This window comes from Chloroflexota bacterium (assembly GCA_013152435.1).
GTDB lineage: Bacteria > Chloroflexota > Anaerolineae > DUEN01 > DUEN01 > DUEN01.
In genome coordinates this window covers 16,023-32,826 of record JAADGJ010000047.1, presented here as the reverse complement: position 1 = coordinate 32,826, position 16,804 = coordinate 16,023, and the positions used below count along the sequence as shown (strand labels likewise).

Sequence of the window (16,804 nt, the reverse complement as noted above, 5' to 3'; positions counted from 1 at the left end):
GGGCGCCCACGGCCACGGGGCCGTCCTCCTGGTCGATCCGGGTCTCGGCGCTGACGTGCACCGTGCGGCCGCTCACCACCCAGTCGCCGATCAGGCCGCTGCTGGGCAGGCTCTCCACTGTACCCCGAAACTCATATTCGTCGTCGTCGGCCAGAGCGATCGGGGCCACCAACAGGCTGACCAGCAGGATCGCTATGAACGTAACCATCCATCGACGCGTCCTCAACATCACAACACCTCCTTAAAGTGTACAAGTTCGGCTCGCTCTTACCCTACCACATGGGGGCCTCGCCGTGCTTAATCCCGCTTTAGAGCAATGTTAAAGGAAGGTTATCCCGACGGGAGTGTGGGGAAGCCGGCCGTCATGAGGCCGGCGGGCGGGCGAGAGGACCTGCGGATCGGTTGGTGAAGAGCGAACCATGGAAACCACTCTTATAAACGAGGCTGGAGAGGCGTTCGTTACGCAGATACGATAATATTTTTTAAATCTAGTAGACAAAAGGGGTGTGAGTAAAAGAGGAATTTAGCTGTCTTGACACTTGACAAGACAGGAAGGGTCGCCTACACTGAATATGCATCGGCATACACGACACATGCACGCAACGCCCTCGCTGTGTCCAGGAAGCAGGGGACGCAGCGGCTACAGCCCTATAGGCATCAATCAATTTAAGCGTGTCGCTCGTATGGGCATACGCGACGAAAACGTGCGAGCGTCTTTGCATAACACTGTGGGGGCAACTGGCCGGTCGCCCCATTGGTATCAACTTAAGCGATACGGAAGCGTGGCTTTGCATCTCTGGGGTGGCTCGGAGGGGCGGTAGCCCCTCCGAAGGACTCTATTTTCAGCCCCTCACCTGCCCCGTGGGGCCGAAGGCCACTGGCCAAAGCCCCAGCCAGGCAGGGAGAAGACGAGAAAAATATGAGCGAAGCGATTATGAGATGAGCCACGATGTTTGCCTGGGGTGTCCTTGAGTGAGCACTTTGGGAGTGGAGATGGACACGCAAGCACGGCGGCAGGAGATCCTCGCCTATCTGCAGGCGGCCGGGGGGCCGGTGCCGGGCCGCGCTCTGGCGGAGCGCTTCGGCGTCAGCCGCCAGATCATCGTTCAGGACATCAGCGTGCTGCGCGCGGCCGGACATCCCATCATGGCCACGGCTCGTGGCTATATCTGGCTGCCCGCGCGCGAACATGCCCGGGCCCGTACGGTGGTCGCCGTGCGTCACACGCCGGAGCAGACCCAGGACGAGCTGGAGCGTCTCGTCGATGCCGGGGTCACCGTGATCGACGTGATCGTGGAGCACCCCATCTATGGCGAGGTGAGGGGACAGTTGATGCACAGCAGCCGGTCGGACGTCTACGCCTTCATGGAGCAGCTGCATGAGACCGGCGCGCATCTGCTGAGCGAGCTGACCGAGGGCGTCCATCTCCACACGCTGGAGGCCGACGATCCGGCCCGCCTGGAGGCGGCTCAAGCGGCCCTTCGGGAGGCGGGGTATCTGATCGAATAGCATCCGGGATGACCGGAAGTCGGGGGGCTTCTGGGTAACGCATATATTTACATAACTGTAGGGGCGACCGCCGGTCGCCCCTACAGCGAATTGAGTTGTCCATTCCTACTCAGAGTTGGGAGGAGGTTCCATGCGTAAGAGCCATATCGTCGTGCGTTCGAGAGGGATATTCGCCGGCATGCTGATCGGGGCGATCATCCTCTCGCTCCTGGCCGCCTGCGCGCCCCCGGTGACCGTCCCGGAGGCGGGTATGGGGGAGACGCCCGCCGCGGCGCCAGCGGCTCCGACCGCGGGTGCGCCGTCGCAGGTGAAGATCGGCATCGTCACCTTCCTGTCCGGCCCCGGCTCGCCCTTCGGCATCCCGTCCAAGAACGCGGCGGACGTCATCGTCGAGGCGTTGAACGCGGGCCAGGCGCCCGCCCCATACGATCAAGCGGGCATCGGCGGCGTGCCGATCCAGCTCGTGTACGTGGACGAGTCGGGCGGCCCCGACAAGCAGGTGGCCGAGTATCGTCGGCTGGTCCTGGACGAGAAGGTGGATCTGGTTTTAGGGTACGTGTCCAGCGCCTCCTGTCTCGCCGTGGCGCCCGTGGCCGAGGAGCTGCAGAAGCTCACCGTGTTCTACACATGCGCCACCCGCCGCATCTTCGAGGAGGCGAGCTATAAGTACGTCTTCCGCACGAAAGGGACCGACCTGGTCTACAACGTGGGGGCGGCGCGCTACCTGCTGAAGGTGAAGCCGGATTTGCAGACCATCGCCGGGATGAATCAGAACTACGCCTGGGGACAGGACTCCTGGACGGCCTTCCGGGACACCGTGCTTCAACTGAAACCCGACGTCCAGGTGGTCAGCGAGCAGTTCCCCAAGCTCTTCGCCGGTGAGTATTCGGCCGAGATCTCGGCCCTGTTGGTGGCGCGTCCCGATGCCATCCACTCCAGCTTCTGGGGCAGCGATCTGGAGGCGTTCCTGATCCAGGCGACGCCGCGCCGTCTCTTCGATCAGAGCATCGGGGTGTTCATCATCGGCGAGGCGATGCTCCCCTCGCTGGGCGAGGACGTCCCGCCCGGGCTGATCATCGGCGCCGAGGGCACGCACGGCGCGCTGGCCCCGGACAACGAGCTAAACCGCTGGTTCACGCGCATCTACAGGGAGCGATACGATGCCCGTCCCATCCATCCAGCCTACCATATGGCCCTCACGCTGTTCGGGGTCAAGGCTGCGTATGAGAAAGCCATCGCCGAGAACGGCGGCAAGTGGCCCACCCAGGATCAGGTCATCGCCGCCTTCGAGCATCTGGAATTCGACAGCCCCAGCGGCGTGATCCAGATGGCGCTGGCCAATGGGCATCAGGCCATCGAGCCCATGGCCTTCGGCATCACCGGGGAGTTCGACCCGGCCGCGGGCGAGGTGAAGCTGACCGACCGGATGGTGTTCCCGGCGGAGTGCGTCAACCCGCCCGAGGGCATGAAGGGCGAGGAATGGATCGCTCAGGGGTTCCCAGGTGCCAAATGCCCGTGAGCCCGTGAGGTAGGGGCGGGTTTTAAACCCGCCCCTACCCCGCCCCTATCCCGATAGGTGTCTATGAACACATGGCTCATCATCGCTGTGGACGGCGTGGCCTTCGCGTCGTGGCTGTTCCTCATCTCCGTGGGCATGACGCTGATCTACGGCGTGTTGCGCATCCTGAACGTGGCCCACGGCAGCCTCTATGCCCTGGGGGCCTATACGGGCGCCTCGCTGATCATCGCCTACTTTCGGCACGACCTCTGGCCCTACGGGAGCTATCTCGTCCTGTTCGGGGCCGCCCTGCTGGTCGGCGTGATCGCGGGCCCGCTGATCGAGCGCGGCCTGCTGCGCTGGGTCTATGACCGCGATCCGGCCGTCCAGCTCCTGGTCACCTACGCCCTGTTCCTGATCCTGGAGGACGCGATCAAGCTCGGCTGGGGGGCGGATCCGTACTACGCGTACAAGCCCTACCAGCTGCTGGGCCAGGTCCAGTTGGGCGGGATCGCTTATCCGCGATATAGCTTCCTGCTGCTGGGCATCGCCGTGGCGGCCGGCGGCGCGCTATGGCTCTTCATCAACCGCACCAGATTCGGGAAGCTCATCGTGGCCGTCATCGAGGATCCGGAGATCAGCACGGCGATGGGGGTGAACGTCCCGCGCGTTTACGTCATCACCTTCACGCTGGGGGCCGTGCTGGCTGCCCTGGGCGGCGCCTTCACCGCGCCGATGATCTCCGTGGCGCCGGGCATCGCTGTCGAGGTGATCGTGCTGGCCTTCGCCGTGGTCGTCATCGGCGGGCTGGGGAGCCTGGAGGGCGCGGCGCTGGGCGCGTTGATCGTGGGGATCGTGCGGGCGGCGGCCGTGCATCACATCCCGGATCTGGAGCTGTTCGCCATCTATCTGGTGATGGCCGCGGTGCTGCTGGTGCGTCCCCAGGGCCTGTTCGCCCGCGAGGAGAGGCGCCGCATATGAGGCCCTTGCTGATCACCGTCGCCCTGCTGGCGCTCCTCGCCGGGCTGGGTTTCGTCTTGCCGGCGTGGATCATCTTCCTGCTATCGCTGGCGTTCGCCCGCGGCCTGGCGATCCTGAGCGTGGCGCTGCTCCTGCGGGCGGGGCTGGTCTCCTTCGGGCAGGGGCTCTTCTTCGCCGCCAGCGCCTACACCGTGGCGTTCGTCATGAGGGCATGGGGCGTGCGGGAGGCAGCCCTGGCCACCGCCCTGGGCACGGCGGCCGGGGTCCTCGTGGCCGGCGTGACGGGCCTGCTCCTGGCCCGATATCGGGAGATCTTCTTCGCCATGCTCACCCTGGCGTTCTCGATGGTCCTGTACGGGATCCTGGTGAAGGCGTACGCGCTCACCGGCGGCAGCGATGGCATGGCCGTCGCCACGCCGACGATCGCAGGGCTCGCGCTGGAGGCCGAGCGGCTGCGCTCGGGGCTGTACTTGCTCACGCTGAGCTGCACCGCCGCGGTGGCCTACCTGACCTTCCGATACATGAACTCGCCGCTGGGCTACGCGGCCCGGGCCGTGCGGGACAACGAGGTGCGGCTGGAGTACCTGGGCCTTTCCACGTGGGGCACCATTTACCTGACGTACGTGCTGGCCGGCGGGCTGAGCGGGCTGGGCGGCGCGCTGATGGCGCTCAATGTCGGGCACGTGGATCCACAACTGGCCTACTGGACCACCTCGGGCGAGTTCGTGTTCGTGGCGTTGCTGGGCGGGATCGGGAACGTGCTCGCCCCCCTGGGCGGCGCCGTCGTCTTCGAGATCCTGCGGGCCTACGCCTTCAAGTACGCTCCCTACATCTGGCAGATGATCATGGGGAGCGCCATGCTGCTCATCATCCTGTTCATGCCGGAGGGACTTTGGACGATCTACACGTCCGCCGTGAGACGGATCAGGATACGCCGGTGGTCCTGGAGGCGGTTGGGCTGACCCGCACGTTCGGGCAGGTCGTGGCGGCCGATGGCATCGATCTCCGGATCACGGCCGGTGAGCGGGTGGGCGTCGTTGGGCCCAACGGCGCCGGGAAGACGACGCTCTTGAATCTGATCACCGGCTATGTCCGACCGCAGCGGGGCCGCATTCGCTATCTGGGGCGGGATATCACCGGGCTGCCGCCCCGGGCGATCACCCGGTTGGGGATCGCCCGGTCCTTCCAGATCCCCCAGCTCTACACCGGCCTGTCCGTCGTAGAGAACGTCCTCATCGCCCTGGCGGCGAGGGAGGGGCGGGGGCTGGACCCGTGGCGTCCGCTGAGACAGGATGCGCTGATCTCGGAGGCGCTGGCGATCCTGGGACCGTTCGGAATCCGGGATTATGCGGACCAGCCGGTGGTGGCGTTGCCGGAGGGAGGGCGCAAGCTGCTGGACATCGCCCTGGCGTTCGCCTTGCGCCCCCGGCTGCTGCTCATGGACGAGCCCACCAGCGGGGTCAGCATGCGAGACAAGTTTGGGGTCATGGATACGCTGATGGGGGTGCTGCAGAGCGCCGGCGTGACCACCCTCTTCGTCGAGCACGATATGGAGGTGATCCGACGCTATGCCGGGCGGGTCCTGGTGCTGCATCAGGGGCGGATCATCGCCGACGGTCCACCGGAGGCCGTCCTGGCGGATGTCGCTACGGAGGGGATGGTCTTTTAAAGATGAACCGCAAAGGGCGCAAAGATCGCAAAGAAATCTAGGCATCCTTAGCGCCCTTTGCGTCCTCTGCGGGTTTCAAAAGGCAAGGGCAGATATGGGAATCCGCCCTTAGAGTGTGTCTGAGAGATGCCGTTGCTTCTGCTGTGGGGAGGCCCTCCGGAAAAAGTGGAGGGGGCTCCCCTCCACACCTCCCCCTGTGGAGCTGGTCGTTGAGGGAGCTCCCTCAGGTACCTTGCCGGTAAATTTTCTAAGGCAGATATGGAAATCTGCCCTACTTGCTTTGCGTCCTCTGCGGTTCTTCAAAAGGGGAGCGATGGCCAGGTTGACGTTGGAAGGCGTGCAGGTGCATATCCGGGGCTTTCCCATCCTGCGTGGGGTGGACCTGACCGTGCCGGAGGGCGGCATCGCGGGACTGGTGGGGCGTAACGGCGCCGGGAAGACGACGACGCTGCGGGGCATCATGGGGCTGGTGCCGGTGCACGCGGGTGCCATCCGGCTCGATGGCCGTGATCTGACCGAGGTGCCCGCGCATGAGCGGGCCCGGCTGGGCATCGGCTACATGCCGGAGGATCGCCGGCTGATCGGCGCGCTGACGGTGGAGGAGAACATCCTGCTGCCCGCGTGGGCGACGGCCTCCCCGGCCTGCGCTGAGCGTCTGGAGATAGTGTACGAGCTGATGCCGGAGGTGCGGGAGCTGGCCGGCCGGCGGGCGGCCCAGTTGAGCGGGGGCCAGCAGAAGATGGTCGCCCTGGCGCGGGCTCTGGTCTGCGGCACGGAGCTGCTGCTCCTGGACGAGCCGTTCGAGGGGCTCGCGCCCGCGCTGGCGCAGCGGCTGGCCGAGGTGATCCGTGAGCTACCCGGGCGGGGCGCGGCCGTGTTGGTGACCGACTCGGACCCGCGGCGGGTCGCCGGGCTTGCTGACGTCGTGTACACCATCGAGCGCGGGGAGATCGTGGCGTCGAAAGGAGGCTTGCAGCGGTGACTGGACTGCAAGAGATTAGAGCCCGGGAAGTACGGGTGGATGAAGACGTACTTACCGTGGAGCTAACTGACGGGCGTGTCATCAGTGTCCCCTTAGCATGGTATCCGCGGTTGTGGTATGGCACACCGGAGGAAAGGCAGAACTTCGTGCTTCTGGCCGATGGAGCTTATATCCACTGGCCTGATTTGGATGAGGATCTGAGTGTTATGGGGATACTTTTGGGGCGACGCTCCGGAGAGAGTCAAGATTCCCTGCGGCGCTGGCTGGAGAGTCGCCAATCGCGTTAGTTACCGTCAGCAGCAGCTCTGGATCCGCGACGATTCGTCACTCTCGCTGATGTCTGGAGTAACGTCAGCGAGCGCGAGAGACCGTGATGTCGGATAGGCATGCCGAATCGATCATCGTCGAGTAGGCGTCCGGCTTCTCCGAGAGGTCGGTGTCTTGCGCTTACGAGCGGATAACCGAACAGAACCCCGGGGCCATCGAAGGCTCCGGGGTTTTTCGCGATGCGGTCGTGCATCGGAACGTGCGTATTTCGCCAAAATAGCGCTGGTTGTATTGACGTAAGAAGCTCCTTCGGGTACAATGGCGTGCAAGAGGTTGCAAAGCCTCCACTGTGCGTAGGATGGTCCCACGTTCAGCGGCCATATTACACGGAATGTTTCCGCATTTATCGATTATCCAGAAGTATATACGGAATCCACATAGCATCCTCAAATTAGCATAGAATACGGATTCCGTATATTCAATAGTTATGGCCGGCGGCTTCGCTCGCCGCCATAACGGCGCCGCGGATGCCTCCGCTACGCTCCGGCCATCCGCTGGTTATCGCGGCTTCGCTCCGCTTCGCCGCATAACCAGCGGATGAACCCGACCGGCTCGGCCCACCAAGCCCTCCCTCCGGTCGGGCTTCGTGGGCTGTCGCCGGCGGGTTATCCGCGGCGCCGTTAGCCCGCCCAACGGATAAGTCACATTGTCGTTGTCCAAGGAGTGTACAATAAGGTGACCACATTCTCGCGAAGGTATGGGTATGATCCAAGACTTCCCTCAGAGCCTATTCTCGAGGACGCACCAATATGGCTTCGCATTGCATATATCAATGGCGTGCTTAGTGATTTCACCTATGTAGACCGCGATAGCCGTTATCCTAACCCTGAGGGAAAACCTCTTGGCATCAAAGCCCTGAACGAGATAATCAGCGTCCAACTACGCCAGGAAATAGATGATGCTGCATACGACTCGTGGTACTGCTGGGAATATCTCACTGGTTTGATAAAAGAATGCCAATGGTACGAGTTCTACGACATTGTCGAAATTGTTGGGAAGCAGGTTAAAGCGGCGGAAGATGAGTGGTCGGTCTGGCCCTCTGACAAAGAGCAAGTAGACCGCTACGGCTTTGAAGCTTATCGGCGCCGGGTGAATGAATTGTTCATTGAGGAGAGAATAAGTTGGAGGCTAGACGCTGACGGCTTGCTAAAAAGGGAAATCCCTTCAGTTCTAGGACGCAGAATGCAGGCAGCCCAAGAAGAGTTGAAGGATGAGTTTGAACCAGCCCGCGAGCATTACAGAAAGGCAGTTCGATACATTTATGAGCGACCGGTAGACCCAGAGAACTCCATCAAAGAAATCGTTAGTGCGTTGGAAAGTGTGGGCAGGGTTCTTTACCCCCGAACATCAACTCTGGGCGATGTCGCGAAGGAACTGAGAAAGGCCCAAGCCATTCCTCCGCTTCTTGTATCAGTGATTGAGAAATTCTATGGCTATGCAAGCGCGGAGCCAGCAGTGAGACACGGTGCTCCTGTGCCTTCAAGAGTTTTATTGAATGATGCCGAGTTTTGCCTACATTTAGGGATAGCTCTTATCCGGTACCTAATTGCATCTTCGAGAGGACAGGATGAACAAAGAAGGCATATTACATAGTCGAAGTAAATGCGGGCTAACATCCGCTGCAGCCGACCCACCTCCGCTGGCGCTTCGGCGGGCGGCTGAGCATCTCCGTTAAGCCGACTGGCTTGGGCTGTCTAGCCCTTTGCCGGCGGCTTATCCGCCGCGCCGTTGGGCGGCAGATGATTTAAAACCGTGGAGAAAAGGGAATTGACAGGTAAAGGGGTTAACGACAAACCCGAATATTACAAGTTGTTAACGCATCCTTTTTTCGTAAGGGTGCTCGAGAATCAAAGATCATTAACCAGCTCACTGAGCAAACAAGCAATTCAAGCACTTCAATTGGGCGAGTCCCCTGGTCTTGATATTACTCCAGAGATTGTATATCATAACGGCGTGTTTCACTATGCAAGCAATCTGATAGGTGCTGTTTCGCGTATGGAAGAAGTGCCAATATATCTCAGGAGATTTCCGAATTCCAAGTTTTTCAACGAACACAGTATAACTCTTCATAAATGGGTAAACTATCATTACTCCCACTATCTTGTAGTAGTTGTAAATCTGTACGATATTGCCCTCTTGCTCACAAATGCTGTCTTCGCGTTAGGCATAAATCCCAGGTATTGCGATAAGAAGGGCGTGGCAAAGAATAAGTTGGTTAGGAAGACAAAAGTAAAGGGGGCGTTGGATAGATTAAAAGCGGCGATTGGCGATTATCGAGAGACACGCCATTTATATGTGCATCGTGGACATGTTCCTGGTTTAGACTTCTTAGATCAACTCGACAGCCTTCGTTTTGTTCAAGAATCGATGGAAGAACTAGAGATAGAAAGACAATCCTCAGATGTGTTTGACCCGCTAATGAACCCGCGTATAGTACGAGACCTATATAGGCTTGAGCGACGCCAACTCATCACACAAATTATGCAAACGACTAGATCATTTGTAGAAATACTAATAGAGTTCCTCGATACTTTGTTTCCAGTTTACCAACACCTTTCTGAGTATTGGTCTAAGATGCCGCCCAACCCTGCGTAGAGCCGACCCGCCTTCGGCGGTGGGAATGCAGCGCGAGAGCGGTGGAGTTCTAGCCTTTCGTAGATATGCTACACTAAAAGCGAATTCTCCGTCTGCCCGATGGTAAAGGATAATGCCCACTATCAAACAGGTAGGACCATATCGGTTTTTCTTTTACGCCGGTGACCGTTCCGAGCCACCCCATATTCATGTCGAACGGGAACAGAAAGTGGCCAAATTCTGGCTCAATCCAGTACGTTTGCAGTCCAGTGGTCGGTTCCGACCCCATGAGATACGGCGAATTCAACAGCTCGTCGAAGAGCATGAGCAGGAGTTTCTGGAGGCATGGCATGAATACTTTGGTGATTGAGCGGCAGGCGCGAGCGCAAACGGTGAAGGTAACTGCAGAGGAACTCATCGTGGAGTTGGATGACGGCCGCACGATTAGTGTGCCTTTGGCCTGGTTCCCCCGACTTCTCCATGGAAGGCCGGAGGAGCGAGCGAATTGGCGGTTGATTGGGGATGGGGAAGGCATTCATTGGCCGGATCTGGATGAAGATATTGAAGTGCAGCATTTGCTGGCCGGGATTCCGTCACAAGAAAGCCAACGCTCGCTGCAGAAATGGCTGAAGAGGCGTGGGCTGGGACGAGAATCAGGCGAGGCAGAGGAGGACTCTGCTTGACCCTGCATCCAGCAGGCTGGCTTCGCCTTCGCTCGTTACGCCCGCTTGGCTTTGCCAGTCGTTGGCACTGCCGTTAAGCGATACGTCGCTATCATCCAGTCGATTGGCGTGGGTTGCTGACGCCCAGCATGTGACCGGCCTTGGCCGTTGGATGGCAACCCTGAAGCCTGAAGACTTGTGAGGATCGTCTGATTATCCCGCCCGTAATCTGTCCTCTGGAGTGGAGGTCCCCCTCATGGCTTACGTAAGCGCCTCGAGAGTCTTGCTCCTCGTCTCCCTGATCTTACTGATGACAGGTCAGACCATTCCGGTTTCCGCAGGCTCGGGCATATGGACCAACCACGGGCCTGGGTGCGGAAGAGTGTACACCCTGGCCATCGATCCGCAGACCCCTTCCACGCTGTACGCGGGGACGTACGGTGGCGGCGTGTTCAAGAGCACCGATGGCGGCGCCTCCTGGCGTGCGATCAACACCGGGTTGACCAATGCCGAGGTGCGGGCCCTGGTGATCGATCCGGGTACCCCCGCCACCCTCTATGCGGCGACGCGAGGCGGCGTGTTCAAGAGCACCGATGGCGGCGACATCTGGACTCCCGTCAACGCCGGTCTGCTCGATACAAATGTTGAGTCCCTGGTCATTGATCCCGGGCAGCCCGCCACCCTCTACGCGGGGACGCATGGCGGAAAGGTGTTCAAAAGCACCGATGGCGGGGGCTCCTGGAAGCTGATAAGCACCGGGCTGCCCACTTCCAGCGTTTATGCGCTCGCGATCGATCCGCAGACCCCCTCGACTCTCTATGTGGGGACGTGGGGCGGCGGCGTGTTCAAGAGCATCGATGGCGGCGGCACCTGGAGCGCGATCAACGCCGGACTGACCCATCGCTATATTTACACCCTGGCCGTCGATCCGAAGACGCCCTCCACCCTCTATGTGGGAACGCTCCGTGGCGGCGTGTTCAAGAGCACCAACGGTGGCACCTCCTGGGGCGCTGTCCGTAACGGGCTGACCAACACCGATGTCCGGGCCCTGGCCATTGATCCCCAGACCCCGGCTACGCTTTACGCGGGAACCTATGGCGGCGGTGTGTTCAAGAGCACCAACGGCGGTGGAAGCTGGACGGCGGCCAAAAACGGCCTGGCCAACACCTACATCCTGGCCCTGGCCGTCGATCCGCAGCACCTGACGACCGTTTACGCCGCGACGGAGGGCGGTGGCGTCTTCAAGAGCTCGGACGGCGGCGGGAATTGGGCCCCCGTGAACGGCGGCTTGATCGCTGCCGATGTCCGGGCCCTGGCCGTTGACCCGCAAACCCCAACCACCCTCTACGCGGGGACGTACGGTGGCGGCGTGTTCAAGAGCGTGGATGGCGGCGAAACCTGGAGCCCTATGGACGCTGGCCTGGCCGGAGGTCAGGTGCTTGCGCTCGCGATCGACCCGCAAACCCCGAACACCCTCTACGCGGGGACCCTGGACAGCGGTGTGTTCAAGAGCACCAACGGCGGGACTTCCTGGAGTGCGATCAACAATGGCTTGCTCGATAACGCCGTCTTCTCCCTGGCCATCGATCCGCAGACTCCCACCACCCTCTATGCCGGGACGAGGGGACGCGGCGTGTTCAAGAGCACCAATGGCGGCGCCTCCTGGGATCCCGTCAGCACCGGCCTGACCACGGCAGCCGTCTACGCTCTGGCGATCGACCCGACGGATTCCTCTACGCTTTATGCCGCGACCCAGGGGAGTGGCGTGTACAAGAGCATCGACGGTGGGGCTCACTGGACTGCCGTTAATAACGGCCTGACCAACCGTTTCGTGCTCGACTTGGCGATCGACCCGAAGGCCCCATCCACGCTTTACGCGGGGACGAGCGGCCTCGGCGTGTTCAAGAGCGTGGATGGCGGCGCCTCATGGGTCGCGATCAACAACGGCCTGTCCTATGTCCATGTCCGGGCTTTGGCCATCGATCCGCAGACCCCAGCCACGCTGTACGCGGGGACGTACGGCGGCGGCGTGTTCAAGAGCATCGATGGCGGCGCCTCCTGGGGGACTTTCAACGCCGGCCTCACCGACCTCTATGTTGAGGTCCTCGCCGTCGATCCGCAGACCCCGTCCACCCTCTACGCGGGGACCTTGGGCAGTGGCGTGTTTGGAAGGGAGCGGGGGCCTCAGGTGCTTTTGCCCCTGGTGCTGCGCGGTCGGTAGGGGCGCTGGATAAACGGTGGCATTGGTATCAAGTTAAGCGATACGGAAGCGTGGCCCCGCATCTCCGGGGTGGCTCGGAGGGGCTTCCCCTCCGCACCTCCCCTTTCAGGTGCGGCCGCCTGTGGAGGGAAAAAGCGACAGGCAAGGGCCTCGCCCATGCTGTTCAGTTGATGCGAATGGGGCGCTGGATAAACGGTGGACGTGGCTCGGCCGATCGTGCCTCAGGGGATTCCTTTTTCCGCTATTTTGTATCCAGAAGGGCGCATACCCCTATATGTCGTATGTTTGCCGTGGTCATACATGACGACGCCGCCTGCCTCGTTTGCGCCGGATGGGGATACCATCCCGAGGCAGGCGGCGTGATCTTCTCGTATCGGCTTGTTCGTGGCGGCCTCGCGCTGTGATGTCGGTGTAGCGCTCCAGGGTGGGGGATAGGCCGCGAGGGAAGGGCCCGGTTACCACACCGTATACCCGCCGTCGATGACCAGATCGTGCCCGGTCACATAATCCGAGGCCTCCGACGCCAGGTACACGACGGCCCCCTGCAGATCACTCACCTGTGCCATGCGGCCCATGGGGATGTCCTTCAACCACAGCGGGATCATGTCCCGCACTTCCGGTGATTCGACCAGCGGCGTGTAGGTATATCCCGGGCTGATGGAGTTCACGCAGATCCCATACCTGGCCCACTCGGCCGCCATGCTCCGGGTCAGGTGAATGACGCCCGCCTTGGACGCGTTGTATGCGACCTGGTTCTGTGGCCGGTTCACGATGGTGCCTGACATGGAGGCCGTGTTGATGATCTTCCCCGAGCGGCGAGGAATCATCACCCGGGCCTCGGCCTGGGCGCATAGGAACACCCCCTTCAAGTTCACGTCGATGACGCGATCCCACTCCTCTTCCGTCATATCCTCGGCGTTGGCCCAGCCGCCAATGCCCGCGTTGTTCACGCCGATGTCCAGCTTCCCCCACTCCTGTACGATCGTGTCGACCATCCGCTGCACGTCGGCCTTTCGGGTCACGTCGGCGACGATGGCCAGGGAGCGGCGGCCCAGCGCCCGGATCTCCTCGGCGACCCTCTGCGCCGCCTCCGCATCGATGTCGACGATGGCCACATCGGCACCGGCCTCGGCCAGCGCGTGGGCGTAGCCCTGGCCAATTCCCCGCCCGGCGCCGGTCACCAGCGCCGTCTTGCCGTCCAGTCGGAAGCGATCCAGGATGCCCATGGTTGACCTCCGTTAGAGGCGAAACGTAAAGAGTGATGGAGTGAAAAAGTGAGGAGGAGGTGGCGATCGTCACCCTCCGCCCTGCGTTCCACGCCCTCCGTCCTCCGTTCCCCGCCTCACGGTATCAGCACCACCTTGATGGACTCGTCGCCCTGGTGGGCGATCTCCAACCCCTCGGCGAATTTCTCCAGAGGAAGCCGATGGGTCACGAGCGCGCCGCCGTTGACCACGCCATTGCGCAGATACTCGATGGCCAGCGGGTAACAGTACGGCCCCAGGTGAGAGCCGTGGATGTTCAGCTCCTTCACGTCGCCGATGACGGACCAGTCCACGGAGACGGGGCCGGCGTGGACGCTGAACTCCACGAACGTCCCCAGCCGGCGCAGCATCTGCAGCCCCTGCCCCACGGCCGGACCCGCTCCCGTCGCCTCGATATACACGTCGCACCCGTAACCGTCGGTCAGGTCCAACACCCGCTGCACGGCGTCCCCCTGGCTCACATCGATGGCCAGGTCCGCCCCGAGCTGTCTGGCCAGCTCCAGGCGCTTGGGCTTCATGTCCAGGGCGATGAGCAGCCCCGGCCCCTTCTGCCTCGCCACCTGCAGCATGCACAGCCCGATGGGCCCCATCCCGGCGATCACCACCACGTCGCCCAGCTGGATATCGCCCCGCTCCACGGCGTGGATGGCGCAGGCCAGCGGCTCGATCAGGGCCGCGTGTTCGGGCGGAATATCCGAGGGCACCTTGTAGTTGATGGCGTTGGCTGGGAAGCGCATGTACTCCGCCCAGGAGCCCTCGGCCCGGTCCTTCTTGAAGCCGTAGATGTCGTGTTGCTGACACATCCAATACTGGCCGCGCTTGCAGAATCGGCATTGCCAGCACGGCACGATCTGCTCGGACACGGCCATGTCGCCCACCTGCAGGCCGTACTTCTCGCCGGCGCCCTCCCCCAGGGCCACCACCTGGCCCACGAACTCGTGGCCGGGGATCACGGGTGCCTCGATATAGGCCGGGATCTCCTCGGATCCCCACACGCGATACCCCTCGTGCGTTTTCACGTCGCTGGCGCAGATGCCGGTGGCCAGCACGCGCACCAATACCTCGCCCGGCCCGATCTGCGGGACCGGCACCTCCTCCAGCCGGTAGTCCCGGATGCCGTGTACCACGACAGCTTTCATCGTCTTAGGAACCATGTCGTCCTACCCCCATTTGGCGATCACGTACATGAGGACCACGGATAGAATCGTTGCCACGGTCAGTGGGATATATTGTTCCACAAATCGCATCCAAAGCAAGTGGATGGCCACGAACAGGACGACGCCGATGAAGATCCGATCGAACAGGTTCGTCTCCATCGGCAGGAATCCACGCCTCGGGGGCTTCTGCGTTCGTGTCATGTACGCCTCCTACTCACGCACGGCGCCGAAGGTCAGGCCGACCACGATGTACTGTTGCACGAGCGCCAGGAATAGGATAGCAGGCGCCAGGCACACGATGGCCATGGCGGCCATCTCCCCCCAGTTGGTCCCCACCACCGTCACGAACTCCGACAGGCCGGTGGTGATGGTGCGGGCCCTTACGCTGGTCAGGGTGGCGGCGAACAGGAACTCGTTCCAGGCGAAGATCCAGCTCAGCAGCGCCGTGATGGCGATGCCTGGGGCGGCCAGCGGCACGATGATGCGCCAGATGACCTGCATGACCGAGGCCCCGTCTACCATGGCCGCGTCGTCCAGCTCGATGGGGATGCCGTCCACGATCCCCTTCAGCAGCCAGATGGCGAATGGCAGGTTGAAGACGCAATAAGCCAGGATTAGGCCGATGTGCGTGTCGAACAGGCGCCAGTCACCTATGCGCAGAACGCGGCTGTATAGCAGGAACAACGGCAGCATGAACGCGGCGGGCGGCGCCATTCGATTGGTGATGGTCCAGAAGAAGATGTTCTGATCGCCCGGGATGCGGTATCGCGAGAGGGCGTACGTGGCCAGGATGGCCAGGACGACCACCAAAAGCATGTTTCCCGTGGAGATGATAAACGAATTCAGCAGATAGCGCCCGTAGACGTCTCGGAATAACGGGCGGATGAAGTTCTCGGCGTAGAAGCTCGTCTGATACAGCTTGGGCTTGTCGAAGAGCTCCACACGTGTCCGGGCCGAGACCAGGAACATCCAGTAGATGGGGAACAGTGTGATCAGGGTGAGCAAGGTCCAGACGATGTAGTTGATCGCCTGTGAGAGGCTTTTGCGTAGGTTGGGTTTCATCAGTCGGTCTCCCTGCGCGCCTGTGTGATGGCGGTTAGCAGCAGCCAGCACAGCACGATGGTGAAGTATAGCAGCAGCACCGACATGGCGGAGCCGTAACCGTAGTCCGTCTTGGGGAAGACCACGCGCCAGACGTGGATGCCGACGTATCGGGTGGCCGTGCCCGGCCCCCCGCCCGTGAGCATCCACACCTCATCCACGATGCGCAGCGCGTCCATGATGCGCAGGAAGAGAGCGGTAAGGATCACAGGACGCAGCATGGGCAGGGTGAGGTGGCGCAGGATCTGCCAGCGGTTGGCGCCGTCTACCATGGCTTGCTCGAAGGGCTCGCGAGGTAGGGCGGTCAGACCCGCCAGCAGGGTCAGGGTGACGAAAGGGGTCCAGTGCCACACATCCATAAGCACTGTGGTCGCAAAAGCCTGTCCCGCATACCGGCCGATGTTGTAATCGATGCCGATGCGGCGCAGGTAGTAGGGGAGAGGCCCCAGGCCGGGGATGGTCATCAGGCGCCAGGTGGCGCCGACCGCGATGGGGGCTACCGTCAATGGCAGCGCGTGTACGGCCCGGAAGAAGCTTTTGCCTTTAAACTCCCGCATGAGGAGCTGGGCCAGCGCCATACCCAGGACCATCTCCAGGGTGACGGTCCAGAGGGTGAAGACGATGCCCCGCTTGAGGGCGGCCAGGAACTCGGTGTCGAAGACCAGCCGCCGGTAGTTGTTGGCGCCCGCCCATACCAGATCGCCTGTCTTGGAGAATACGTTCCAGTCGAAGAACCCGACGTAGACGACATAAAAGAAGGGCAAAAGCCCTGCAAACCCGAGAACGAGGAGCGTGGGGGCCAGAAGCCCCCACGCTGTGCGGTTTGATCTCATTGAGGTTCTACCCCCTGCATGACAG

Annotated in this window: 18 protein-coding genes; 12 read left to right on the top strand and 6 right to left on the bottom strand. The window is 61.8% G+C overall.

The window, feature by feature from the left end:
- A partial coding sequence (locus tag GXP39_06015; protein NOZ27595.1) for a hypothetical protein occupies positions 1-229 on the bottom strand: 229 nt, incomplete at its 3' end.
- A 764-nt stretch (positions 230-993) separates the two neighbouring features.
- Between GXP39_06015 and GXP39_06010 the strand changes: the two genes are divergently transcribed.
- From GXP39_06010 to GXP39_05955, 12 genes are all read left to right on the top strand, one after another.
- The gene (locus GXP39_06010) at positions 994-1,509 is read left to right on the top strand and encodes a transcription repressor NadR (protein ID NOZ27594.1); all 516 of its coding nucleotides are present in this window, start codon (positions 994-996) and stop codon (positions 1,507-1,509) included.
- A 130-nt stretch (positions 1,510-1,639) separates the two neighbouring features.
- Positions 1,640-3,028 carry an ABC transporter substrate-binding protein gene (locus GXP39_06005; protein ID NOZ27593.1) on the top strand — a complete coding sequence of 463 codons (1,389 nt, stop codon included), beginning with the start codon at positions 1,640-1,642 and terminating at the stop codon, positions 3,026-3,028.
- A gap of 63 nt (positions 3,029-3,091) precedes the next feature.
- Positions 3,092-3,988: a branched-chain amino acid ABC transporter permease gene (locus tag GXP39_06000; protein NOZ27592.1), complete on the top strand. Its 897-nt coding sequence runs from the start codon at positions 3,092-3,094 to the stop codon at positions 3,986-3,988.
- Entirely contained in the window at positions 3,985-4,950 is a 966-nt protein-coding gene (locus tag GXP39_05995) for a branched-chain amino acid ABC transporter permease (GenBank protein NOZ27591.1), read from the top strand. The genes GXP39_06000 and GXP39_05995 overlap by 4 nt, the downstream gene beginning before the upstream one ends.
- A complete protein-coding gene (locus GXP39_05990; protein NOZ27590.1) occupies positions 4,926-5,657 on the top strand; it encodes an ABC transporter ATP-binding protein in 732 nt (243 codons plus the stop codon). Before GXP39_05995 ends, GXP39_05990 begins: the two co-directional genes overlap by 25 nt.
- 313 nt (positions 5,658-5,970) lie before the next feature.
- Complete coding sequence (locus GXP39_05985; GenBank protein ID NOZ27589.1) at positions 5,971-6,639, top strand: ABC transporter ATP-binding protein; 669 nt, start codon at positions 5,971-5,973, stop codon at positions 6,637-6,639.
- A gap of 14 nt (positions 6,640-6,653) precedes the next feature.
- The gene (locus GXP39_05980; GenBank protein NOZ27588.1) at positions 6,654-6,926 is read left to right on the top strand and encodes a DUF2442 domain-containing protein; all 273 of its coding nucleotides are present in this window, start codon (positions 6,654-6,656) and stop codon (positions 6,924-6,926) included.
- Between the two features lie 715 nt (positions 6,927-7,641).
- Complete coding sequence (locus GXP39_05975; GenBank protein ID NOZ27587.1) at positions 7,642-8,559, top strand: hypothetical protein; 918 nt, start codon at positions 7,642-7,644, stop codon at positions 8,557-8,559.
- 159 nt (positions 8,560-8,718) lie between these two features.
- Positions 8,719-9,561, top strand: a complete 843-nt coding sequence (locus GXP39_05970; GenBank protein ID NOZ27586.1) for a hypothetical protein — start codon at positions 8,719-8,721, stop codon at positions 9,559-9,561.
- A gap of 112 nt (positions 9,562-9,673) precedes the next feature.
- Positions 9,674-9,910, top strand: a complete 237-nt coding sequence (locus GXP39_05965; protein NOZ27585.1) for a DUF4160 domain-containing protein — start codon at positions 9,674-9,676, stop codon at positions 9,908-9,910.
- Positions 9,891-10,223, top strand: coding sequence for a DUF2442 domain-containing protein (locus tag GXP39_05960; GenBank protein ID NOZ27584.1), 333 nt, complete (start codon positions 9,891-9,893; stop codon positions 10,221-10,223). Before GXP39_05965 ends, GXP39_05960 begins: the two co-directional genes overlap by 20 nt.
- 361 nt (positions 10,224-10,584) lie before the next feature.
- Positions 10,585-12,423: a hypothetical protein gene (locus tag GXP39_05955; GenBank protein ID NOZ27583.1), complete on the top strand. Its 1,839-nt coding sequence runs from the start codon at positions 10,585-10,587 to the stop codon at positions 12,421-12,423.
- A 455-nt stretch (positions 12,424-12,878) separates the two neighbouring features.
- Here the strand turns inward: GXP39_05955 and GXP39_05950 are convergent, their stop codons facing one another.
- The 5 genes from GXP39_05950 to GXP39_05930 all read right to left on the bottom strand — a co-directional run bounded on the left by GXP39_05950 (position 12,879) and on the right by GXP39_05930 (position 16,779).
- The gene (locus GXP39_05950) at positions 12,879-13,649 is read right to left on the bottom strand and encodes an SDR family oxidoreductase (GenBank protein NOZ27582.1); all 771 of its coding nucleotides are present in this window, start codon (positions 13,647-13,649) and stop codon (positions 12,879-12,881) included.
- Between the two features lie 116 nt (positions 13,650-13,765).
- The gene (locus GXP39_05945) at positions 13,766-14,842 is read right to left on the bottom strand and encodes an alcohol dehydrogenase catalytic domain-containing protein (protein ID NOZ27581.1); all 1,077 of its coding nucleotides are present in this window, start codon (positions 14,840-14,842) and stop codon (positions 13,766-13,768) included.
- A 6-nt stretch (positions 14,843-14,848) separates the two neighbouring features.
- Positions 14,849-15,046 (bottom strand): DUF2160 domain-containing protein, encoded by a 198-nt coding sequence (locus GXP39_05940; protein NOZ27580.1) that lies wholly within the window; start codon positions 15,044-15,046, stop codon positions 14,849-14,851.
- Positions 15,047-15,055: 9 nt separating this feature from the next.
- Positions 15,056-15,907 (bottom strand): carbohydrate ABC transporter permease, encoded by an 852-nt coding sequence (locus GXP39_05935; GenBank protein ID NOZ27579.1) that lies wholly within the window; start codon positions 15,905-15,907, stop codon positions 15,056-15,058.
- Positions 15,907-16,779, bottom strand: coding sequence for a sugar ABC transporter permease (locus GXP39_05930; protein NOZ27578.1), 873 nt, complete (start codon positions 16,777-16,779; stop codon positions 15,907-15,909). The genes GXP39_05935 and GXP39_05930 overlap by 1 nt, the downstream gene beginning before the upstream one ends.
- Positions 16,780-16,804: the final 25 nt, after the last annotated feature.